This window comes from Rhodococcus sp. T7 (assembly GCF_009872365.1).
Classification (GTDB): Bacteria; Actinomycetota; Actinomycetes; order Mycobacteriales; family Mycobacteriaceae; genus Rhodococcus_F.
Genome location: NZ_WXYH01000011.1, coordinates 33,668 through 58,571, shown reverse-complemented (window position 1 = coordinate 58,571; position 24,904 = coordinate 33,668). Strand labels below are relative to the sequence as shown.

Below are 24,904 nucleotides of genomic sequence, written 5' to 3'. Positions count from 1 at the left end.
TGAGACGGACCAACCGACGCCGGTCTCCCACGCTGTACTGATCGTGCTGTACGTGCGGGCCCGGTGTGCGTCGATTCGTGATGTTCGTTTCGGAATCGCCATCGATCGGCGACGGTCGGACCGGTCGAGCAGAGTGCGTCCCACGCTCCCCTGCCTCTGTGCGAGGCTCAGCGGAAGCGTTCGGCCTCACGTGCGAGTTGCACGAGATCGGCGCACAGGGACTCCACCTCATGGGCCGCCGCACCTTCGGCAACGGCTGTCGCCACGTCCTCGGCGGCACATCGAACCTGGAAAACCCGGTCGACCATGGCGGAGGCTTCCTCCGACGTGAGCACCACCGCATCGGCGGGGATACTGGTGCCCTTGACCTGGTTGCGCTGCTCGTACGCGCGTTGCCGGCACGATTGGCGGCAGTACCGGCGACGCCGGCCCATCCCCGTCTCGGCCACTTCGCGTCCGCACCACACACAGGAATCCGGTCTGCGGGAGGCGCTGGTCATGGTCGACCACCTTACTGCGCGGCGCCCCCGAGCCCGCCCGGTAAGATGTCGAGGTTGCATCTGCGCGGCGTGCGGGAACCAATCGGGAGGCCGTGGCGTTGTAGATGAGTGTGAACGCTTGGTGCTGGTCCAGGCGTGCTCGCGCGGAGACGAACGAGGAGAGGACACAACCATGGCAGATCGCGTACTTCGAGGGAGTCGACTCGGAGCGGTGAGCTACGAGACCGACCGTGACCACGACCTCGCACCCCGTCGGATGGCCAAGTACCGGTGCGACAACGGTGAGGTCTTCGACATTCCCTTCGCCGACGATGCCGAGATCCCCGGCACGTGGCTGTGCCGCAACGGCCTCGAGGGAACCCTGGTCGAGGGCACTGCGCCCGAGGCCAAGAAGGTCAAGCCGCCGCGTACCCACTGGGACATGCTGCTCGAACGCCGTTCCAAGGAGGAACTGGAAGAGCTGCTGAAGGAGCGCCTCGACCTGCTGAAGGCGAAGCGACGCGGCGCCTGACACAGGCCACCGAACCGTACGAACGCCGTCTCGGCTCAGCCGGGGCGGCGTTCGCCGCGTCCGGGGGGTCTGCGACCCCGCCTTCGGCGTGGTCCGGGAAGTCTGCGCCCCCGGCGGGGACGGGATGTTCGACACGGACAAGCTTCTGTAGGCCACTGGGCTGGTCACCGTCTCGACAGGACTCATCCAAGCACTCCGATCTGCTGAACGCGGGCGCGTTACATTCCGAGCACACCAAGCACCGAGCGTCACGCCCCGAACACGCAGTCGAAGAAACCACGTATGACCGACCTCCCGGGCTTCCATACCGTTTGAGAGGTAGGTCACATGACCGCTCTCAATCTACTATTCGGTACGGCGGAGTCAAGGGTTTGGTCTTCTCTTCGGGCAGATCTCACACCTGGGGTATGAAACCGGCACCCTGAAGCCACAGCGCGTCCGGCGTCCACGACATTCCGGGTGGTCGACCGCTCATTTCCACTACAACCGCTCACATTTCGTGGTATTCCCCCATCACCGCCCAAACCAAACCTCACGGTCGGTTGAGCGGCGGCGGGCTGCGGTCAGCGCACCGAGTGCGGCCGGTTCTCGCTGTCGTCGGGGTCGGCGTCCCTGCCGGTGTCGGGCGCGGCGTGCCGCGGCCGGCGACGTGAACGCTCGAGGTGCGGCGCGATCGCGGCGAGAGCGTCCGGTGTCGTCATCGTCCAGTGCGTCGCGTCCACCGGGTGCTCGTCGATCCTGCCGCGCACGAACGGGCCCCAGCAGGTCACCGGGTCCACGTGGAAGCCGTCGTCCAAGGCAGCGGTGAAGAACACCAGTTCGCCGTCGAACACCCTCGGACGGTGTCCGTCGATCAGGTCGGGGGCCCGCAGCGCGTTGCCGTAGATCCGGTCGAGTTCCAAGGCCTTCAGCGACGCCAGCGGACCGCCGACGACCCGGAGCAGCGCGGCCGCCCGCTCGGCGTCGAACTGCCCGCCGGGCGCGAGTTCGTCGAGAACACCGTCGTCGGGCAGGTCCAGGCCGGCACCGCCGAGGAGGTCTGCGACGGTCGCGGTGTTCTCCACGCTGCGGTCGAGCCCGACGTAGCTGTCGAGGAGCCCGAGCAGACGCACCTCTTCGCCCTCCTCCTGCAACTGCACCGCCATCTCGTGAGCGATGACCCCGCCCAGCGACCAGCCCACCAGGTGGTACGGGCCGTGCGGCTGGATCGAACGGATCTCGCGGACGTAGCGATCCGCGAAGTCGGTGATCGTTTCCAGGTGGGGCTCGTCCTCGGTCAGCGCCGGCGACTGCAGCCCGTAGATCGGCCTGTCCTCGGTCAGTTCCCGGCTCAGCCCGGCGTAGCTCCACGCGAGCCCGATGAACGGGTGAACGCAGAACAGTGGCTCCGCCGTACCTCGGGTGCGGATCGGGAGCAGCACGTCGAGCGAGGCGCCGTGCGCTCCGTCGGTCGCCGCGTTCTGGATGCGCTGCCCCAGCGACCGCGGTGTGGGGTCGCTGAACATCCACTGCAGCGGGAAGTCGATGCCCAGTTCGGACCCGAGCGCGGACGCGACCCGGGTGGCGATCAGGGAGTTGCCGCCGAGGTCGAAGAAGCTGTCCGTGGCTCCGACCCGGTCGATGCCGAGGACCTCGCCGAACACGGTGGCGACGGCCCGTTCGGCCGCGGTCCGTGGGGGCTGATACTCGGCGGCGGCCGAGCGGACCTCCGGTGCGGGCAGGGCCGTGCGGTCGAGTTTGCCGTTCACCGACAGCGGCAGCGCGTCCAGGTGCACGACGTGCGCCGGGATCATGTACGACGGGAGTCGCGTCGACAAGTGTGCGCGCACCCCGGACCACTCGGCCGCGCGTCGTCCCACCAGGTAGGCGACGAGGCCTTCCTCGCCGCGTTCGTCGCGGTGCACCACCACGACCGCCTGCGCGACGTCCGGATGCGCTTCGAGGGCCGACTCGATCTCCCCCAACTCGATCCGCTGCCCCCGCAACTTCACCTGGAAGTCCGTACGCCCCAGATATTCCAGAGCCCCGTCGCCGCGGCGTCGCACCAGATCACCCGTCCGGTACATCCGCCCACCCGCGACGTACGGGTTCGCCACGAACCGATCCGAGGTGAGATCGACGCGGCCGACATACCCCTGCGCCAACTGGTCGCCCGCGATGTACAGCTCCCCCGCCACCCCGTTCGGCACCGGATGCAACCGGGCGTCGAGCACGCACAGCTGGGTGTTCCACACCGGACGGCCGATCGGGACAGACAGCGTGTCCGACGCACTGGTCTCCCAGTGCGTCACGTCGACCGCGGCCTCCGTCGGCCCGTAAAGGTTGTGCAGCCCCGCACCGCTGACCGCCCGGAACCGTGACACCTGTTCCGGCGTCAGCGCCTCCCCCGAACAGAACACCAACCGCAACGAATCACACTGCGCCGCATCGGGTTCGGCAGTGAACACCGACAGCATGGACGGCACGAAGTGGATGGTCGTCACGTGACGTTCCTGTACCAGCCCTGTCAGATACCGCGGATCGCGATGTCCGTCGGGTGCGGCGATCACCAGGGACGCCCCGACCTGCAGCGGCCAGAACAGCTCCCACACCGACACGTCGAACGTCATCGGCGTCTTCTGCAGAACGACATCGGCACAGGTCAGAGCGTATTCGTGCTGCATCCACAGCAGCCGGTTCACGATCGCACCGTGGGTGACTGCGACCCCCTTCGGCCGGCCCGTCGAGCCGGACGTGAAGATCACGTACGCCGTGTTCGCCGCGGACAGCGGGCGGAGCCGGTCCCGATCGCTGACCGGCGTGCTGCCGTATCGGGAGAGGTCCTCGGAGGCGATGTCGATGACGGGGACCGAGCCGCTGTCGGCGAGTCCGGTGCCGCTGACCAGCACACATGCGGGCCGTGCGGTGTCGAGAACGTACGCGGTGCGCTCGGCCGGATGGTCGGGATCGATCGGCAGGTAGGCGCCACCCGCCTTGACGACGGCATAGATCCCCACGAGCAGGTCGATCGAGCGGCGCATCGCCACCGCCACCACCGACTCGGGGCCGACGCCCTGCTCGATCAGTCGGCGCGCCAGCCTGTTCACGCGGGCGTCGAAGTTCGCGTACGTCAGTTCGTCGCGGTCGAAGACCACCGCGATCCGGTCGGGGTCCGTCGCCACCGCCATGTCGAACAGCGACGCGAGCGTGCCGGCGGGCACGGGGTGCGATGTCGCGTCGGTGCCGGCGATCTGCTTCCGTTCACCGCTGCCGAGGACGTCGAGGTCGCCGACCGCGGTGTCCGGACCGTCGACCGCCGCCCGCAGCACCTGCAGGAACCGCTGCCCGAACACGTGGGCGGACGGCTCGTCGAACAGGTCGGCGGCGTACGTGAGGCGGGCGACGATCCCGTCGGGGCCTCCCTCGGAGTCGAACTGCTCCATCAGGGTGAGCTGCAGGTCGAACTTGGCGATGTCCACGTCGAATTCGACACCGCTCACCGACAGGTCGCCGAGTTCCAGGGTCGCCTGGTCGAGGTTCTGGAACGCGAGCATCACCTGGAACAGGGGGTGCCGCCCGGTGGAGCGCGACGGATTGACGACCTCGACGAGACGCTCGAACGGGATGTCGGCGTGGGAGAACGCGGCGAGATCGGTCTCGCGCACGTCGGCGAGGAGTTCGGCGAACGTGCGCCCGGCGTCGACGTGCTGTCGCAGGACCAGCGTGTTGACGAACATGCCGATCAGGTCGTCGAGCTCGCGTTCGCCGCGGCCCGCGACGGGGGTTCCGATGGCGATGTCCGCGGAACCGGCGAGCCGGCTCAACAGCACCACGAGCGCCGAGTGCACCACCATGAACACGGAGGCGTTCGCGTCCCGCGCCGCACCCAGCAGGGTGCTGTGCAGGTCGGACGGCACGGTGAAGTCGACGGTGCCGCCCCGATACGACGCGACCGCGGGACGCGGCCGGTCGGTGGGCAGATCCAGCTGATCCGGGGCGCCCGCGAGGGTCTGCGTCCAGAACGCGAGTTGCCGCGCTGCCACCGAGCCGGGGTCGGTCTCGTCGCCGAGGAGGGCTCGCTGCCACAGGGCATAGTCGGCGTACTGCACCGGCAGCGGCGCCCAGTCCGGGCTCGTGCCCGCCGACCGCGCCGCGTACGCCGCCATCACGTCCCGCACCATCGGCGCCATCGACCAGCCGTCGCCGGAGATGTGGTGGACCACCACGGCGAGGACGTGCTCCGTCGCGGAGATCCGGAGGATCCGAACCCGTACCGGAACCTCCGCGGTGACGTCGAACCCGGTGGTCACCAAGTCGGCGATCAGAGCGGACAGCGCGGTCTCGTCGGTCGCGACGACGGACGCCTCGACCCCGACCCGGTCTGTCGGCAGGATCACCTGGTGCGGGCCGTCAGCGGAGTCCGGGTAGATCGTCCGCAGCGATTCGTGCCGGTGGAGGACGTCGGTGACCGCGTGCTGCAGTGCGTCGACGTCCAGGACGCCCGACAGCCGGACCACCACGGGAATGTTGTGCACGGCGGAGTTCGGGTCGAACCGGTTGAGGAACCACATCCGTTGCTGCGCCGAGGACAGCGGGAGCCGTTCGGGGCGCACTGCCGGGGTCAGCGCCGGGCGGGTGGGTGCGGTCGAGTCCGTCGCATCCAGCAGCGCCGCAAGGGCGCCGACGGAAGGCGCCTCGAACAGGGACCGAATCTCGACGCGCCGACCGAGTGCCTCGGACAGCCGGGCGACCACCCGGGTGGCGACGAGGGAGTTGCCGCCGAGGTCGAAGAAGTTCGCGGCGGTCCCGACCTCCTCGACGCCGAGCACGTCGGCGTAGACGGCGGCGACGATCTCCTCGGTGGGTGTGGCGGGTGCGCGGTATTCGACTGCCGTCGAGGCGAAGTCGGGTGCGGGGAGGGCCTTGCGGTCGAGTTTTCCGTTCGCGGTCAGCGGCAGGTCCGCGAGCACGACGAGGGCGGCGGGCACAATGTAGCTCGGCACCGCGGCGCCGACGTCGGCCAGCACCGTGGTGGGGTCGACGGTCGCGCCGTCTTCGGGGACCACGTAGGCGACGAGGGCGGTCCCGGTGTGCGGGTTCCGGTGGGCGACCACGACGGCCTGCCCCACCCCGGCGGACCGGACCAGTGCCGCTTCGATCTCGCCGAGTTCGATGCGGAATCCGCGGACCTTCACCTGGAAGTCGGAGCGCTCCAGGTACTCGAGGACCCCCGTCGTGTCCCGGATGCGCCAGCGGACCACGTCACCGGTGCGGTAGAGCCGGGTGCGCCGAACGGGTTGGCGACGAAGCGCTCGGCCGTCAGATCGGTGCGGGCGACGTAACCGCGGGCCAGCTGGTCACCGGCCAGGTACAGCTCCCCCGCCACCCCGACGGGGACCGGGTTCAGCCGGGCGTCCAGCACGAAGGCCTGCGTGTTCCATTCCGGTCCGCCGATGGGGACGGTGCCGGCGTCGGCGTCGGTGTTGGCCCAGGCGGTCACGGACACGGCCGCCTCGGTGGGCCCGTACAGGTTGTACAGGGCGACGGAGCCGAACCGGCGGCGGAAACGGGCGGCGGTGTCGACGGGCAGCGCCTCACCGATGCACAGCACCCGACGCAGGGCCGGCTGTTCCCCCGCACCCGGAATGAATGCCTCCAGCAGGGACGGCACGAAATGTGCTGTCGTGATGCGCTGTTGACGCATCAGGTCCGCCAGGTAGGCCGGGTCGCGGTGACCGTCCGGGCGGGCGATGACGAGCCGGGCCCCCGACGTCAGCGGCCAGAACAGTTCCCACACCGACAGGTCGAACGTGACCGGAGTCTTCTGCACGACGGCGTCGGTGGTGCCGAGCGGGTATTCGTGCTGCTTCCAGCAGAGTTGGTTCGCGATGGCGGCGTGTGACACCGCGACACCCTTGGGCCGGCCGGTGGACCCGGACGTGAAGATGACGTACGCCGTGTTCTCCGGCCGCAGCGGGGCGCGCCGCTGCGGGTCGGTCACCGGTCCACGCGGGTCGAGGTCGAGGGTGTCGACCTCGAGCACGGGGACGTTCTCAGCGGTGAACCCGTCCGTGGACGTAGTGAGGATGCACACCGGGCGCGCCGTCTCCAGCACGTACGCCAGCCGGTCGGCGGGATGTCCGAGATCGATCGGCAGGTAGGCGCCACCGGCCCGCAGCACCGCGTACATCCCGGTCAGCAGTTCGATCGACCGGTTCATCGCCAGCCCCACCACCGTTTCCGGCCCCACGCCGGAATCGATCAGCCGGTGGGCGAGCGCGTCGACGCGGCGGTCGAACTCGGCGTACGTCAGTTCGGTGCCCTCGAAGAACACCGCGGGGTCGTCGGGTGTCCGCGCCACCTGGGCGGAGAACAGGTCGGCGAGGGTCGTCGGCGGCAGATCCACCGCGGTGTCGTTGAATTCGGCAATCACCGACTGCCGTTCGGCGTCGTCGAGGAGATCGATGGCACCGACGGCGAGGTCCGGGTTCTGCACGACCGACCCGAGGATGCGTAGGAAGCGTTCCGCGAACGTCCGGACGGTCGTGTCGTCGAAGAGGTCGGTGGCGTAGGTGAACTGGGCCTCGATCACGTCCGGGGCGCCGTCGGCGTCGTGCTTCTCCGACAGCGTCAGGTGCAGGTCGAAGTTGGAGATCATGTTCGGCACGTCGAGTCCCTCGACGTGCAACCCGGGAAGTTCGAGTGTAGCGGTGGCGAGGTTCTGGAACGAGAACGCCACCTGGAACAGCGGGTGGTGCGAACGGGAGCGGGCCGGGTTCAGCACGTCGACGAGGCGCTCGAACGGGATGTCCGAGTGCGCGAACGCGCCCAGGTCGGTGGACCGTGCGACGTTCAGACTGTCCGCGAACGAACTCGACAGGTCGACGTGGGTGCGCAGGACCAGGGTGTTGACGAACATGCCGACGAGTTCGTCGAGGGATTCCTCACCGCGGCCGGCGATGGGCGCGCCGACGGCGATGTCGGATTCGTTGCTCAGTCGCGCGAGCAGCACCGCGAGCGCGGTGTGCATCACCATGAACAGCGAGGTGTTCCGGCCGCGCGCGAGGGTCAGCAGCGCGCGGTGGGTGCTGGCGTCGATGGTGAACGGCACGTGCGCGCCGCGGTGCGACGCGACCGCGGGCAGGGGGCGGTCGGTCGGCAGCGACAGCCGGTCCGGCAGACCGTCCAGGGTGCGCGTCCAGTACGCGATCTGTTCGGCGGCAACCGATTCGGGGTCGGCCTCGTCGCCGAGGAGTTCCCGCTGCCACAGGCTGTAGTCGGCGTACTGCACCGGCAGCGGCGTCCAGAGGGGGACGTGCCCCTCGGTGCGGGCGGTGTAGGCGAGCATGACGTCGCGGGCCAGCGGGGCGAGCGACCAGCCGTCCCCCGAGATGTGGTGGGCGACCATGGCCAGCACGTAGTCGTCGGCGCCGACCCGGTACATCCGCGCTCGCAGCGGCACGTCCGAGGTCACGTCGAAGCCCGTCGACACGAGTGCGAGCACCCGTCCGAGGACGTCGTCGGGGTGCGCCGGCACCGGGGTCAGGTCGGGCACCGCGTCGGCTGCGGGCACGATCACCTGGTGCGGGCCGTCGACGGAATCGGGGTAGACGGTGCGCAGCGCCTCGTGCCGTCCGACGAGATCGGCGATCGCGATCTGCATGGCGCGCAGGTCCACCTCGCCCGACAGCCGGAGCGCGACCGGCAAGTTGTAGGCCGGTGACGCGGTGTCGAACTGGTTGATGAACCACATCCGCTGCTGGGCGAGCGACAGCGGAATGTGTTCGGGGCGCACCCTCGCCGTCAGCGCGGGCCGTCGCGCACCGTGGGTGGTGGTCTCGGTGATCCGGGTCGCGAGTGCGGCGACGGTGGGCGATTCGAACACCTCGCGGACGCCGACGTGGACGTCGAGGGCGGCGTTGATCCGCGACACCACCTGGGTGGCGAGCAGCGAGTTGCCGCCGAGGTCGAAGAAGCTGTCGTGGATGCCGATCTCGGGCAGGGCGAGGATGTCCGCGAAGATGCCGGCGACGATCACCTCCATCGGGTTCCGCGGCGCCTCGAACGTGGTGGCCGCGGCGGCGAAGATCGGTTCGGGCAGCGCGGCCCGGTCGAGTTTGCCCGCCGGGGTGAGCGGCAGGGCGTCGAGCAGGGTGACGGACGCGGGAACCATGTACGCGGGCAGGGTGCGGCCGACGAAATTCGCGACCTCGACGCGGTCGACGTCCTCGCCGGTGAAGGGCAGCACGTACGCGACGAGGGAGGTCTCCCCGTTCGGGTGCTCGTAGCCGATCGTGGTGGCGTACTCGATCTGCGGGTGTGCGGTGAGGGCGGCATCGATCTCACCGAGTTCGATCCGGAATCCACGGATCTTCACCTGGTGGTCGGTGCGGCCGACGAAATCGAGGATGCGGTTCTCCCGCCACCGGACGAGGTCGCCGGTGCGGTACATGAGGTCGCCGGGCTCGCCGTACGGGTCGGCGACGAATCGTTCGGCGGTCAGTCCCGGCCGTCCGAGGTAGCCGCGGGCGAGGCTCGGTCCCCCGACGTACAGTTCGCCCGGCACTCCCACCGGCACCGGACGCAGCCGCCCGTCGAGCACGAGTGCCCGCACCCCGCGGCTCGGGCCGCCGATGGTGACCGGTTCGCCGGCGCGGAGCGGTTCGGTGATGGACGACATGATCGTCGCCTCGCTGGGGCCGTACGCGTTGACCATGCGGCGTCCGGGCGCCCAGCGGGCGACCAGTTCCGGCGGGCACACGTCACCGGCGACGACGACCACGGCGAGGTCGTCGAGCCCGTGGTGGTCCACCGACGCCAGCGCCGCCGGGGTGGAGAACGCATGGGTGATGCGTTCCGCCGCGAGCAGTTCCGCGAGTTCCGATCCGCCGTAGATCGTGGGCGGCGCGATGACCATCGTGGCTCCCGCACCGAGTGCCATCAGCATCTCGAACACGGAGGCGTCGAAGCTCGGCGACGCGAAATGCAGTGTCCGCGAACGGGACGTCACGCCGAGCAGCTCACGTTCGTCTGTCACCAGGTTCATCAGACCGCGGTGCGTCACCGCGACACCCTTCGGCCTGCCGGTCGATCCCGACGTGTAGATGACGTACGCCACCTGGTCGGACAGGACCGGCCGCATGCGGTCGCGGTTGGTGAGCGGCAACCGGGACTCGTGGGTGCAGCGCACCTCGAGTGCCGGGTCGTCGAGGAGCATCCACCGGATCGAGTCCGGAAGCAGTTCCCGCTTCCCGGACACGGTGATCCCGACCATCGCCCCGGAGTCCTGCACCATGTGCAGGATGCGGTCCGCGGGGTAGCCGGGGTCGACGGGCACGAAGGCGGCACCGGTCTTGGCCACCGCCCAGACGGCCACCACGGATTCGAAGGACCGGGGCAGCGCCAGCGCCACCCTGGATTCGGGTCCCACTCCCCTGTCCACGAGCAACCGGGCCAGCTGGTTCGACCGTTCGTCGAGGTCACGGTACGTCAGGCCGGCACCGCCGAAGACGACGGCGAGGCCGTCGGGTGCCGCGGCGACGGCGTCGGCGAGGATCTCGGGCAGCATCTGCACCGGTCGCGGATCGGCGCCGCGGACCGGGGTGAGCGCCGCGTATTCGTCTTCGCCGAGAACGGGGATGTCGCCGATCGGCCGCTGCGGGTCGGCGACGACGGCCTCGAAGATCCGGCGCAGCCGGGTCGCGTACCCGGCTGCGGTGCCCTCGTCGAAAATGTCGGTGGCGTAGACGAGTTCGGCGTCGATGCCCGCGGGCCCGGCGGTGTCGTCGAGCCGCTCGGTGAGCGTGAAGTGCAGGTCGAACTTGGCGATGCTCGCATCGAGGGTGAGCGGTTCCACCGACAGTCCGTCCAGCTCCAGTCCGCTGGCGGACACCGCGTGCACACCGAGCGCCACCTGGAACAGCGGGTGGTGCGAGGTGGAGCGGACCGGGCTCAGGACCTCCACCAGCCGCTCGAAGGGCAGGTCGGCGTGGGCGAACGCCTCGAGGTCGACGTCCCGCGTCTGCTCGAGCAGCGACACGAACGACGCTCCCGGGTCCAGCGTCGTCCGCAGGACGAGGGTGTTGACGAACATGCCGATGATGTCGTCGAGTTCGACCCGGCCGCGACCGGCGACGGCGGTGCCGACGGCGATGTCGGCGGTGGTGCTGAGGCGTCCCAGGAGGACGCTGAGCGCGGCGTGGGCGACCATGAAGATGCTGGCGCCGTGTGCCCGTGCCAGTTCGGCCAGGGCCCGGTGCGTGCCGGCGTCCAGGGTGAAACGGGTCGCCGCACCCCGATGCGACGGCACCGGGGGCCTGCCCCGGTCGCCCGGCAGGTACAGCTGGTCCGGGACACCGGCGAGCGTGCGGGTCCAGTAGTCCAGTTGGGCGGCGGCGAGGCTGCCCGGCTCGGACTCGGCGCCGACGACCTCCCGCTGCCACAGCGCGTAATCGGCGTACTGCACCGGCAGCGGCGCCCAGGCGGGCGGGTGGCCTGCGGCGCGGCTCGCGTAGGCGATCATCACGTCGCGGATCAGCGGTTCCATGGACACGCCGTCGGCGGAGATGTGGTGGACGACGAAGGCGAGCACGTGTTCGGCGTCGCCGAGCGAGTACACCTTGACCCGCAGCGGCACGGCCTGGGACACGTCGAAGCCGGCCAGGAGGAATTCCTGGAGGTCGGCGCGCAACCCGGCCTCGCTCACGCGGAACGGTGTGATGTCGGGGGTGAAGTCTCCGGGCTCGAGGATCACCTGGTGCGGCCCACCCCGGGAATCGGGGAAGACGGTCCGCAGCGATTCGTGCCGGGCGATGAGGTCACCGATCGCCGCGTCCAGCGCCGCCGTGTCCAGCGGGCCGGTCAGCCGGACCGCGGCGGGCATGTTGTAGGCGGGCGAGGACGTTTCGAACTGGTTGAGGAACCACATCCGCTGCTGCGCCAGCGACAGCGGGATCCGGTCGGGGCGCGGCGGCGGCACCAGCGCCGGTCCGGCGGAAGCGCCGTCGCCCGCCCCGGACATGCGCGGTGCCAGCGACTCTGCCAGCGCGAGGACGGTGGGGGCTTCGAAGGTGTCGCGCACCGTGACCCGGATGTCGAGCGCGGCGCCGACCCGGGCGGTCACCCGGGTCGCGGAGAGCGAGTTGCCGCCTGCATCGAAGAAGTCCGTGTCGAGGCCGATGTCCGTGCCGCCCAGCACGTCGGCGAACGCATCCGCGATCGACTGCTCCGGGGGGTTCCGCGGCGCCCGGTACGCGATCTCCTTGGCTGCCGCGCCGAAGTCGGGCGCGGGCAGGGCGCCCCGGTCGAGTTTGCCATTCGGGGTCAGCGGGATCGTGTCCAGGAACACGAGTGCCGACGGAACCATGTACCCCGGCAATGCCTGACGTAGGAACGCGAGCAGAGCCGCCGGATCACGGTCGGCGCCCGCACCGACCAGCACGTGCGATGCCAGTCGTGTTTCCGAGGGCGACTCGTAGCCCAGGGTGGCAGCGAATTCGACATCGGGATGTGCGCCCAGGGCGGCATCGATCTCGCCGAGTTCGATACGAAGTCCACGAACCTTGACCTGGTGGTCGGAGCGGCCGAGGTATTCGATCGCATGCCCGGGAAGAGTGCCGTCGGTCATTCTGCCGGTCACACCGGAATGCACTGCGCGCCAGCGCACTATGTCACCGGTGCGGTACATCCGGGCACCGGCCGCCTCGAACGGACAGGCCACGAAGCGGTCTGCCGTGAGCGCGGCACGCTCGTGGTATCCGCGTGCCAGAGCCGGTCCCAGCAGGTACAGCTCTCCCACGACACCGACCGGCACGGGCCGCAACCTCGAATCGAGAACCACGGCGGCGACCCCGGGCAGCGGCCCGCCGATGGTGATGTCCCGGTCCTGGCCGAGCACCGAGGTGAACGTGGCGCCCACCGTCACTTCGGTGGGACCGTACCCGTTGACGAGGTCGAGTCGGTCGGCCCATCGCGCCACCGTCTCCGGTGGGCAGGCGTCGCCGCCGACGACGATCGAGCGTAGATCGTCCAGTCCCTCCGGATCGACCGACGCCAGAGCGGCATTCGTGATGGTCATGTGCGTGACGCGTTCGGACTGCAGCACCTCGTGTAGCTCGACGCCGCCGTACACACCGGGCGGGCAGACCACCAGCGCGGCCCCGGACGTGTGGGCCAGAAGCAGTTCGAGGACGGACAGGTCGAACGTCGGGGCCGCGAGTTGCGCGACCCGGGACTTCTCGGTGGCCCGCACTGCGGTGGTATACGCGCCGGCGAGATTCGCGAGACCGCGGTGGGACACCACCACGCCCTTGGGCAGTCCCGTCGAACCCGACGTGTAGATGAGATATGCGGGATGATCGACATGCAGAGCGCAGGTGCGATCCGCATCCCCGACCGGCGCCGTACTCGCCGAGGACAATTCGCGGAGCACTTCCGGGTCGTCGAGTACCAGCCAGTCGGTCACACCCGGGAGGTGTTCGGCGAACTCCGCACAGGTGACACCGACGACGACTCCCGAATCCCGAATCCCGCAGAATGTGCGCGATGCGGTCCACCGGATGCCCCGGGTCGATCGGAACATAGGCCGCACCGGTCTTGGCAACGGCCCACACGCACAGCACCGATTCGACAGAGCGCGGCAGGGCTATCGCGACGTAGGTTTCCGGGCCGACACCCGTCCCGATGAGTGCACGGGCCAGCTGCGTCGATCGCCGGTCCAGCTCACGGTAATCGATCGAAACACCGTCGAAGACGACCGCAGTCGAGTCCGGATACCGTTCCGCCGTCGCGACGAGCAGCTCGGGCAGGGTGGCGTTCGCGAGCAGCGGCCCGCCCCACACCGGTGCGAGGGATTGTTGCTCGGCCGCACCCAGGATGGCGATATCGCCGACGGCGATGTCGTCGCCGGTAGCGACCGACTCGAGGATCCGCAGGAATCGCTCCGCGAATCCCGCGACAGTGGCCCGTTCGAAGAGTTCCGACGCGAAGGTGAAGGCACCGGAGATCCCGTGGTGTCCCGTGTCGTCCACGATCTCGGCGAGCCCCAGATCCAGATCGAACTTCGCGATGTGGGGATCGAAGTCGACGGCCTCCACCACCAACTGCGGCAGTTCCAGTGTCACCGGTCGCAGGTTCTGGAAGGCGAACATCACCTGAAACAGCGGGTGCCGATCGGACGACCGGGTGGGACGCAGGATCTCGACGAGCCGGTCGAAGGGAACCTCCGTGTCCTGGAATGCCGTGAGATCGACATCGCGCACCTGTTCCAGGAGTGCGTCGACACGCCCGCCGGGGTGAATCCGTGTGCGCAGGGCCAGGGTGTTCACGAACATTCCGACGAGCGGGTCGAGTGCCTCGTCGCCGCGGCCGGCGACGGGTGTGCCGATCACGATGTCGGTACTGCCGCTGAGCCTGTGCAAGAGCGTCGCGAACGCAGCATGAACAACCATGAACAGTGTGGTGCCGCTCTTCTGGGCGCGCTCGACCAGCCCTCGGTGGATGTCGGCATCGATCTCGAAGTCCACGCGTTCGCCGCGGTGCGACGCTACCGCGGGGCGAGGGTGGTCCGTAGGCAGATCGAGCGCCTCGGGCGCACCGTCCAGAGCCGCACGCCAGCGCTCGATCTGCTTGGCGGACAGACTGTCCGGATCGTCCTCGGCACCGAGAAGTTCCCGCTGCCACACACTGTAGCCGGCGTACTGGACAGGCAGCGGCTCCCACGACGGCGCCAGCCCTTCCACTCGGGATGCATAGGCGGCCATCACATCGGCGGCGAGCGGACCGAACGACCATCCGTCTGCAGCGATGTGGTGCGCGACGAGCAGCAGCACGTGTTCCGAACGGTTCTCCCGGAACAGGTGGATTCGGAACGGGATCTCCCGGGTCACATCGAATCCGGCGACGGCATACTCGGCGATCCGGAGCATCAGCTGGTCCGGTGCGGTTCGGATCGGTGTGAGATCGAATTCTGCCTCGGCGGCAGGCCGGATCTCCTGATGCGCACCGTCCGCAGAACCTGGGTACACGGTCCGCAACGACTCGTGACGTTCCAGGACGTCACCGAGCGCTGCACGCAGGGCCGGGACGTCGATCCTGCCCGACATCCGCAGGGCCAGCGGGATGTTGTACGCAGACGACGAAGGGTCGTATTGGTTGAGGAACCAGATCCGCTGCTGCGCCAGCGACAAGGGGATCCGTCCTGGATGTTCGCGGCGCGTCAGCGCGGGCCGGTCCGCGGACCCGTCCGGCCCCGACGTGGCCACTGCGGAGACGAGTTGACGCACGGTGGGGTTGTCGAACAGCGTGCGAACGGAGACACGGGTGCCGAACGCCGAACCGACCCGGGACACCACCTGGGTGGCGGACAACGAGTTGCCACCGAGAGCAAAGAAGTTGTCGTCCACACCGATGCGTGATTCGCCCAGAACGTCCGCGAACGCTGCCGCGACTGCGCGCTCGTCCGCCGTGCCGGGTGCGGTGAATCGGGTATGGCTCACGAACACCGGCTCGGGGAGGGCGCGGCGGTCGAGCTTGCCCGCCGGTGTCAGCGGGATCGAGTCGAGAACCATGATCGAACCGGGCACCATGTGCGCCGGCAACGCCCCGCCGACGAACGCGGTCAGGTCGTCGACGTCGACGTCGCTACCCGGTGCAGCGCAGACATAGGTGACCAGTGCCGTGACGCCGGATTCGGTGTCGTGCGCGATGGTCGCGGCGAATCCGACCGCAGAATGCGCTCGGAACACGGAATCGATCTCACCGAGTTCCACACGGAATCCACGAATCTTCACCTGGAAGTCGCTGCGCCCGAAGTATTCGATGACGTATGTCCCGGTGCGGGACTCGACCCACCGGACGAGGTCGCCGGTACGGTACATCCGCCGACCGGGGGCACCGTAAGGGTTCGCGACGAAACGCTCCGCGGTGAGACCGAGTCGCTGGTGGTAGCCACGGGCAAGCGCCGGCCCCGATACGTACAGCTCCCCCGGCACACCGGGGGGCACGGGATGCAGCCGCGCATCGAGAACGAGAGCCTCGACGCCGCGCACGGGAGCGCCGATGGTCATCCGCTCGCCGAGCACCAGCGGTCCGCTCTGCGTCACCATCATCGAGGACTCGGTCGGCCCGTATCCGTTGAACAATGCCCGCCCCGGTACCCAGCGGTCGGCGAGGTCGGTACCCCAGGCCTCTCCGCCGACGACGATGACGGCGAGTTCGTCGAGTCCTGTGGGGTCGACGGACGCCAACGCGGCCGGTGTGATGAAGGCGTGTGTGACTCTCTGCTCGCGCAGGAGTTCGGCGAGCTCAGTACCGCCGTACACCGAGTGGGGAACGACAACCATCGTCGCACCCCCGCAGAAGGCCATCAGATACTCGAACACGGAGGCGTCGAAACTGGGTGAGGCGAAGTGCAGGACACGGGCGTCGGCGGTGAGCTCGTATTCGTCGGCCAGCTCGGTCAGAAGGTTCGCGAGCCCCGAGTGGGTGACGGCGACGCCCTTGGGCAGTCCGGTGGATCCGGACGTGTAGATGAGGTAGGCGAGTTGGTCCGCGTGCATCCGCCCGAGGCGATCGGCCGCTGTCACCGCGGCCGAGGACTGGGCCGCCACCAGCGCAGTGTGGTCGGGATCGTCCATCACGAGCCACTGTGCCGAGTCGGGTAGTCCGGCTCGGAACTCGACCGTCGTCAGGCCGAGCGCGGCCCCCGAATCGCCGAGCATGTGCGCGATCCGTTCGGCCGGGTAGTTCGGATCCACCGGCACGAACGCGGCACCGGTCTTGGCAACGGCCCAGACGGCGAGCACCGATTCGATCGACCGGGCGAGTGCGACGGCCACGAACGTCTCGGGGCCGGCTCCGGCCTCGATCAGTTGGCGCGCCCAGAGGTTGGATCGCCGGTCCAGTTCTCCGTAGGTCATCGAACGGTCGCCGAAGACGAGCGCAGTCGCGGACGGGTCGGCCGCCGACTCGGCGAGAACGTCGGGCAGCAGTCGAGTGGGTCGACTCGCAGGCCCGCGAACCGGTGCCAGGCGGGCCCTCTCGGCGTCGTCGAGGAGATTCACGTCGCCGACCACCGTGGTCGGGTCTGCAATCACCGTCTCGAGGATTCGCACGAGCTGCACCGCGTACCGGCGCACCGTAGCGTCATCGAACAAGTCTGCGGCGTAGGTGAACTCGGCGCGAATACCCGACGGAACGCCCGCGGGATCGATGTTCTCGCCCAGTGTCAGCTGCAGGTCGAATTTCGCGACTCGCGCGTCGATGTCCTCGACACGCACCCGGAGTCCGGGGAGCTCGATGTCGCCGATTGCCGTCGGCTGCATCGACAGCGCAGTCTGGATGACCGGGTGATGCGCGGACGTCCGCACGGGGTCGAGAACGTCGACGAGACGCTCGAAGGGGAGGTCCGCGTGGCCGAATGCCCCGATGTCGCCGTCGCGTACCCGCGTCAGCAACTCCGCGAAGGTCTCGGCGCTCTCGATGCGCGTGCGGAGCACGAGCGTATTGACGAACATTCCGACCAGGTTGTCGAGAGCGCGTTCGCCACGTCCTGCGATCGGAGCGCCGACGGCGATATCGTCCGACGCGGACAGGCGGGCCAACAGGAGCGCGAAGGCGGCGTGCGCGCCACCATGAAGACCGTGGCGGTGTGTTCACGCGCCAACCGCTCGATGCCGCGGTGGATCTCGGGGGTGACGGTGAAGCCCACCGATCCGCCGGCGTAGGACTGCTCGGTCCGGCGTGGGCGGTCGAAGGGGAGTTTCAGCTCGTCCGGGAGACCGTCGAGCGTCCGCGTCCAGTAGTCGAGTTGGCGTCGGGCGAGGGACTCGGGCTCGTCCTCGCTGCCGAGAACCGCCCTGTGCCAGACACTGTAGTCGGCATACTGGACGGCGAGCGGAATCCACTCCGGACTGCGGGACTCTGCTCGGGCCGCGTACGCGGTCATGACATCGTGGCCGAGAGGTCCGAACGACCAACCGTCGGCGGCGATGTGATGCAGCGTGATCGCCAGAACGTGTTCGCCGGGACCGGTACGGAACAGTGTTGCCCGTACCGGCAATTCCTCGGACACGTCGAACCCGCGCGAGGAGAACGCGATCATCCGGGAATCGAGCCCGCCCTCCGGCACGTCCACGACCTCGAGGGGCATCGAGAGATCTGCCGCGGGCACGACGACCTGAGCGGGTCCGTCCTCCGTGTCGGGGAAAACGGTACGAAGCGACTCGTGGCGTCCGACTACGTCGTCGAGTGCCTGAGACAGCGCGGTCACGTCGAGAGCGCCGGACATGCGGATCGCGAGCGGCAGGTTGTACGCGGGCGAGGCCGGGTCGAACTGGTTGATGAACCACATCCGCTGCTGCGCCGGTGACAGCGGTATCCGGTCTGGTCTCTGTATCCCGGACAGCACCGGGCGCGCGCCTGCTGCGGCCGTGGGCTCGGCGAGACGAAGAGCCAACTCCGCGACCGTGGGCGCGGTGAACACATCGCGCACCGAGACTGCGGTGCCCGACAACTCACCGAGCCGCGCCGCCACTCGGGTGACGGAGAGCGAGTTGCCGCCGAGATCGAAGAAGTTGTCGTGCGCGCCGATCCGGCCCGGAGCACCGAGCACGTCGGCGAAGACTGCCGCGACTGTGCGCTCGGCCTCGTTTCGAGGTGCGATGTACTCGGTTGCACTCCCGTGGAATTCGGGAGCGGGCAACTCTGTGCGATCGAGTTTTCCGCTGGTGTTCAGCGGGAACTCGTCGAGCACGGTGATGGCGGACGGCACCATGTACGACGGTAGGGATTCCGACGCCTGCCGGCGAAGCTCCGCAACGTCCACGTCGCCGGGTGTGCCGACGACATACGCGATCAGATGATCGCCGACGGTGGTGTCCGAGTACACCGACACGACGGCGCCGGTGACCGCCGGGTGCGACCGGAGCACTGTCTCGATCTCGCCGAGTTCGATGCGCTGGCCACGGAACTTCACCTGGAAGTCGGTACGTCCGATGTAGACGAGCGCTCCCGCCGACGTCCATCGCACGAGGTCGCCGGTGCGGTACATGCGCTCACCGGTGCGTCCGAACGGGTTCGCGACGAATCGGTCGGACGTGAGATCGACGCGGCCGAGGTATCCGCGTGCGAGTTGGGCACCGCCCAGGTAGAGCTCTCCCGGAACGCCGACGGGAACCGGGTGCAGCCGGGCATCGAGCACGTAGGCCTGCGTGTTCCATTCCGGCACACCGATCGGCACGTTCGTGGTGTCGGCCGCACCGGTCTTCCAGTACGTCACCGACACTGCGGCCTCGGTGGGCCCGTACAGGTTGTGCAGTCCGGCCGCGGAGAGTTCCCGGAAACGCAGGACAGTCGCGGGCGGCAGCGCTTCGCCGATGACGAACACGTGCCGCAGCGAACGGCACGACCCCTCCGGGGCGGCCGCGACGAACACGTCGAGCATGGACGGCACGAAATCGGTGACCGTCACCGCGTGCTCGTCGATGACCCGGGTCAGATAGGCAGGCTCTCGATGCCCGTCCGGAGTGGCCAGCACCATGGTGGCTCCCACCTGCAGGGGCCAGAAGTAGCCCCACACCGACACGTCGAACGTGGTTGCGGTCTTCTGCAACCACACGTCCCGATCGGTGAGTGCGTACTCCGACTGCATCCAGTGCAGTTGATTCACGATGGCCGCGTGCGGTACCGCGACCCCCTTGGGTTTGCCGGTGGAGCCGGAGGTGTAGATGACGTACGCGGGGTGTGCAGGGCGCAACGGTTCGATGCGCTCGGCGTCGGTCAACGGCACCGCAGCGACATCCGAGAGGTCGAGAGTGTCGAGGGCCGACACGGGGATCCGGTTCGGCAGTTCCGGCCGGTCGGCCGAGCTGGTCAGCACGCACACCGGCTGTGCCGACGCGAGCACGTAACTCGTTCGCTCCGCGGGGTGATCGGGATCGACCGGCACGTACGCGCCACCGGCCTTGAGTACGGCGTAGATTCCGACGACCAGTTCCAGCGACCGCCGCATCACCACGGCCACGCGGGTTTCGGGGGCCACACCCTGAGCGATCAGATGCCGGGCCAGCTGGTTCGCGCGCGCATCGAGGGCTGCGTACGTCAGCACGTCACCGTCGAACTCGACAGCGACAGCATCGGGTGTGCGGGCCGCCTGCGCCTCGAACAACGTCAGTAGCGTCGACTCCGGCACGTGGTGGGCGGTGGCGTTCCAGTCGCGGATCACCCGCGCATACTCGCCCGGGACGAATCCGGTGACCTGGGCTACCGCGGCGGAGGGCTCTGCGATCAACGCACGGATCACCGAATCGAGTCGCGCCGCAATCAACTTCGCCTCGCCGCGGTCGAAGGTGTCCGGCAGGTAGGCCACCCCGAGCCGCAGGGTGTCGTCGACCTGGGCCATCAGGCTCAACGGGTAGTGGGTGACACTGTGCACCCGGACCGAGTCCACGCGCATACCTGCGATGTCGGTCTGCGCCTGCAGCGCCGCCTGATCCATGGGGTACGACTCGAAGACGGTGAGCGTGTCGAACAGCGCCCCGACCCCCGCCTCGGCCTGGATTTCCGTCAGGCCGAGATAGTGGTGCTCGAGCAAATCGGCCTGCTGCCCCTGCACCCGTTCCAGCAACCCGGCCACCGACTCGTCGGCGTCGATTCGTACCCGGACGGGGACGGTGTTGATGAAGAGCCCGACCATCGAGTCGATTCCGGGGATGTGCGGGGGGCGGCCGGAGACGGTGGCACCGAATACGACGTCGTCCCGTCCGGTGAGTCGCCTGAGCAGCAGAGCCCAGGCAGTCTGGATCACCGTGTTCGGCGTGAGGCCGTGCTGTCGGGCGAAGGCCAGCAGCTCGGCGGTGTCCGCGGCGGAAAAGTGGATCGGAACTTCCTCCGGGTCCGCCGTCGCGCCGCCGCCGGTGCGGGCAGGCGCGAGCAGAGTCGGCTCGTCGAAACCGTCCAACGTGTGCGCCCACGCGGCCCGTGAGGCGGAGGGGTCTCGGCGCGCCAGCCAGTCGAGGTAGTCCCGGTACGGCGGCACCGCGGGCAGCGCGGACCGATCGCCCGCGGTCGCGTAGAGCACCAGCAGGTCCTGGACGATCAGCGGGATGGACCATCCGTCGAGCAGGATGTGGTGGTTGGTCATCGCCAACTCGTGCCGGTCGGCGCCCGTGCGCACGAGCAGCAAACGCAGCAGCGGCGCCTCGGACAGGTCGAACGGTGCGGTCCGGTTCTCTGCGACCAGCGCCTCGAGTTCCGTTTCTCCGGAATCGCTCTCACGGCCCGCGAGGTCGACCACGGTCAGTGGGACCTCCACCCCGCGGAGGGGGATCTGCACCGTGACGTCGCCGTCCTGCGCGAACACCACCCGCAGGTTCGGATAGCGGTCCAGGAGCGCAGCGGCAGCGGCCCGCATCCGGTCCGCCGACACGTCGCCGAGCAGCGTCATCCGCAGCTGGGAATGGTAGACGTCGACACCGTGCTCGGCGGCCAACAGCGAATGGAAGTGGAAACCGGCCTGCAGCGGCGACAGCGCCCACACATCCTCGAGGGCCGGGTAGGTCCGTTCCCAGACCTCGATCTGGGACTGGGTGAGCGTCACCGTGCCGATGTCCGACGGGGTCAGTCCCCCACCGGATCCGGCGACGACGTGCTCGATCTGTGAGACGAGCGCGTGCTGCCACAGGTCGACGAGTTCGCGAACGTCGTCGGCTGCGAGCAGTTCAGCGGCGAACCGCACCGAAGCGCCGAGTCGCGGTCCGGTATCGGTATCCGTCACTCCGACATTGATCTCGATCGTTGCGGACGCGCTCATGTCCTGATCGGCCTCACCCGAGAAGACACGCGACGATGCGAGATCCGGCACCCAGCCGATCTCACGCATCTCGGGGGACAGATCGCCCATCCCGGTCTTTCCGAGGTAGTTGAAGACGACCTGGGGCGGGTCGAAGCCCGCGAGAATCGTGGCCGTCGCCGGATTGAGGTGTCGCAACAGTCCGTACCCGACGCCCCGGTCGGGGACCGCCCGGAGTTGTTCCTTCACCGCCTTGATCGCGGCGCCGGCCGACGCGCCGCCGACGAGTGCGTCCTGTGTGTCCACCCCCTCCAGGGCGAGCCGTACCGGGTACACGCTGGTGAACCAGCCCACGGTCCGCGACAGATCGGCGCCCGGCACGACCGACTCCTCGCGGCCGTGACCCTCGAGGGTGACGTACGCAGAGGCGGCGGGCACCCCGCGCGCACGGCGCCACTCCGTGAGGGCCACCGCGAAGCCGGCAAGCAGGGAATCACCGATGGAGCACCCGAATGCCTCCGGAACGCGGGCCAGCAGCGTGCCCGTGATCTCGGTGGGCAACTCGACGTGCAGCTCCTGCGTGGTCGAGGTCCGGTCCCGCACCGGATCGAGAGCCCGGTCACCGAGGAGCGGGTCCGGACCATCGACGACACGTCGCCAGTAGTCGAACTGCGCGAGGGTGGACGGCTGACCGGCAGCCTCCGACAACCCGTGCGACCAACGCCGCAACGAGGTACCGACCTCCGGCAGGTTCGGAGTGTGACCGGCTGCGACGGCACCTCCCGCCGCGACGAGGTCCGGCACGATGATCCGCCAGGACACACCGTCGACGACCAGGTGATGAGCAACCACGAGCAGTCGCCCGGGCCTGGTCGCACCACGATCCAGCCAGACGAACTGTGTGAGCACCGGCGTCTCGAAGTCGAACCGGTCGGCCGCGGCGGAGAGTTCGCGGTCGATCAGCGCATCGAAGGCGGCGTCCTCGAGGTCGGGATTCACCGGCACCGTCGTGACCAGTCGATCGGCGTCGACGGCACCGGCAGGCAACACCGAGTGACGCACGTCCGCACCGTCGCGAACCAGCCGGGACCGCAGCGCGTCGTGCCTGTCGAGCACCGCCTGCACCGTCGCCACGATGTCCGATCGCTCGATCCCGGTCGGCAGCGTGAGGAGCACGGACTGTGAATACCGGCCCACCGAACCCGACCGGTCGAACAGTGATCGGACAACCGGGGTCAACTCGACGTTTCCCACGCCGCCGCCCGCCAGTTCGGCGAGCGCGAGTCGATCCGCCGACGCGGCGGTAGCCACTTCGGCGAGCGCGGCAATGCTCTTGCGCTCGAACACGTCCCGTGGGGTGAATACGATCCCCGCGGCCTTCGCTCGCGACACCAGCTGGATCGACACGATGCTGTCGCCGCCGAGAGCGAAGAACGAGTCGTTCACCCCCAGGTCGTCGACGCCGAGCGCCTCCCGGAACAGGGCCGCGAGTGTTTCCTCCATCGGAGTACGTGGCTCCACTCGATCGACCGCGACATCACCGACCGGCGGGGCAGGCAATGCCGCCCGATCCAGTTTGCCGCTCGCGTTGATCGGGAGGGCGTCGAGCGTGACGAACCCGTCCGGAACCATGTATTCGGGCAGCCGACTCTCGGCAAACGCCGTCAGTGCGTCTATGTCGACCGTCGTGCCCGTGCGTGCGACGAGATAGGCCACCAGTTGTTCGCTCGCCGCTCCGGAATACACGGTCACGACCGCCTGGGCAACCGAGTCCGCCGCCTCGAGTACCGCCTCGATCTCACCGAGTTCGATCCGCAGTCCGCGCAGCTTCACCTGGAAATCGTTGCGGCCGAAGTATTCCAATTCCCCTCGGCCGGTCCAGCGAAGACGGTCACCGGTCCGGTACATCCGGGTACCCGGCGCGTCGAAGGGGTTGGCCACGAACCGTTCGGCGGTCAGGTCGGGGCGTCCCGCGTATCCGCGAGACACCTGTGTGCCGGCCAGGTACAACTCACCGGTCACTCCGGCAGGAGTGGGGTGGAGCCGCTGGTCCAACACGTAGGCGCGGGTGTTCCACACCGGTGTGCCCACGGTGACGATGCCCGAGTTCGAGGTGTCCACCCAGGAGGTGGTGGAAGTGGGCGCGACCTCCGCGGGACCGTACGCGTTGAGGACGGCAGCGTCGGAGACGGCCGCGAACCGCCGCGCCACATTGACGGACAGTGCCTCGCCGCCGACGAACACGGTACGCAGCGACGAGAACCGGGACGGCACGATCACGTCGGTGAAGACGGCGAGCATCGACGGGACGAAATGTATCGCCGTGATCTGCTCGGTGTCGATCAGTTCCGCGAGGTAGTCGGGATCCTTGTGTCCGTCCGGTTCCGCGATCACCACCCGTGCTCCCACAGCCAGGGGCCACAACAGTTCCCAGAGGGATGCGTCGAACGACTGTGGTGTCTTGACGGCAACCCGATCGGTCTCGTCCAGCGCACCGAGGGACACCAGGAACTCGAAGTGGCTTCCGAGACCGGCGTGCGAGACGGCCACTCCCTTGGGCCGGCCGGTCGAACCCGAGGTGAAGATGACATAGGCGAGGTTGTCGGCCAGAAGGGGCCGGAGCCGGTCGCGGTCCGTCACCGGGGCATCGTCGAACCGGTCGAGTTCGAGACCGTCCATCGGGAGAACCCGGACTCCGGAGTCCGACTCGAACTCGCCCCGGACCGCGGTCAGAACGAGAACAGGGTGGGCTGCCTCGATGACGTGGGCCACTCGCTCCGCCGGAAGGTCGACGTCGAGCGGCACGTACGCCGCACCACTGCGCAGCACGGCGTGCAGGGCGATCAGAAATTCGATCGAGCGGCGGGCCGCGACCGCGACGGTGGTGTCGGTTCCGGCGCCTTCGGCGATGAGTTTGCGGGCCAACCGGTTGACCCGCGCGTTGAATTCCCGGTACGTCACGGACACGTCGCGGTACACCACCGCCACCGCGTCAGGCGTCCGTGCTGCCTGCTCGTCGTAGCGGGCGAGGTAGGGCCGCTCGCTCACCTCCACGTCCGTGGCGTTCCATTCGCGCAGTATGCGAACCAGTTCCCGGTGATCCAGCACCGGGAGATCCCCCACCGC

3 protein-coding genes and 6 pseudogenes are annotated in these 24,904 nt (G+C 68.8%); 1 reads left to right on the top strand and 8 read right to left on the bottom strand.

The window, feature by feature from the left end; genetic code table 11:
* Positions 1-167 precede the first annotated feature (167 nt).
* Positions 168-500, bottom strand: coding sequence for a hypothetical protein (locus MLGJGCBP_RS01545; RefSeq protein WP_124393462.1), 333 nt, complete (start codon positions 498-500; stop codon positions 168-170).
* A 172-nt stretch (positions 501-672) separates the two neighbouring features.
* Here MLGJGCBP_RS01545 and MLGJGCBP_RS01540 point away from each other — a divergent pair, with 172 nt between their 5' ends.
* Positions 673-1,011, top strand: a complete 339-nt coding sequence (locus MLGJGCBP_RS01540) for an RNA polymerase-binding protein RbpA (RefSeq protein WP_005255751.1) — start codon at positions 673-675, stop codon at positions 1,009-1,011.
* 563 nt (positions 1,012-1,574) lie between these two features.
* On the opposite strand, the gene MLGJGCBP_RS51325 is transcribed toward MLGJGCBP_RS01540, so the two are convergent.
* The 7 genes and pseudogenes from MLGJGCBP_RS51325 to MLGJGCBP_RS53110 form a co-directional block, all read right to left on the bottom strand.
* Positions 1,575-6,251, bottom strand: coding sequence for an amino acid adenylation domain-containing protein (locus MLGJGCBP_RS51325; RefSeq protein WP_236580870.1), 4,677 nt, complete (start codon positions 6,249-6,251; stop codon positions 1,575-1,577).
* A pseudogene (locus MLGJGCBP_RS54150) lies at positions 6,182-8,962 on the bottom strand (non-ribosomal peptide synthetase); the annotation flags it as partial. The pseudogene MLGJGCBP_RS54150 and the gene MLGJGCBP_RS51325, both read right to left, overlap by 70 nt.
* Positions 8,963-9,145: 183 nt before the next feature.
* A pseudogene (locus tag MLGJGCBP_RS54145) lies at positions 9,146-12,355 on the bottom strand (amino acid adenylation domain-containing protein); the annotation flags it as partial.
* Positions 12,341-13,570 (bottom strand): annotated as a pseudogene (locus MLGJGCBP_RS54140) (AMP-binding protein); the annotation flags it as partial. The pseudogenes MLGJGCBP_RS54145 and MLGJGCBP_RS54140, both read right to left, overlap by 15 nt.
* Positions 13,571-13,607: 37 nt before the next feature.
* Positions 13,608-15,734, bottom strand: a pseudogene (locus tag MLGJGCBP_RS54135) (condensation domain-containing protein); the annotation flags it as partial.
* A gap of 27 nt (positions 15,735-15,761) precedes the next feature.
* Positions 15,762-17,591 (bottom strand): annotated as a pseudogene (locus MLGJGCBP_RS54130) (non-ribosomal peptide synthetase); the annotation flags it as partial.
* An 83-nt stretch (positions 17,592-17,674) separates the two neighbouring features.
* Positions 17,675-24,742: pseudogene (locus MLGJGCBP_RS53110) on the bottom strand (amino acid adenylation domain-containing protein); the annotation flags it as partial.
* Between the last annotated feature and the right edge of the window lie 162 nt (positions 24,743-24,904).

What these genes read in the sequence shown, in the direction of transcription:
- MLGJGCBP_RS01545 (WP_124393462.1), bottom strand. Translation starts at nt 500, where the DNA reads ATGACCAGCGCCTCCCGCAGACCGGATTCCTGTGTGTGGTGCGGACGC.
- MLGJGCBP_RS01540 (WP_005255751.1), top strand. Translation starts at nt 673, where the DNA reads ATGGCAGATCGCGTACTTCGAGGGAGTCGACTCGGAGCGGTGAGCTAC.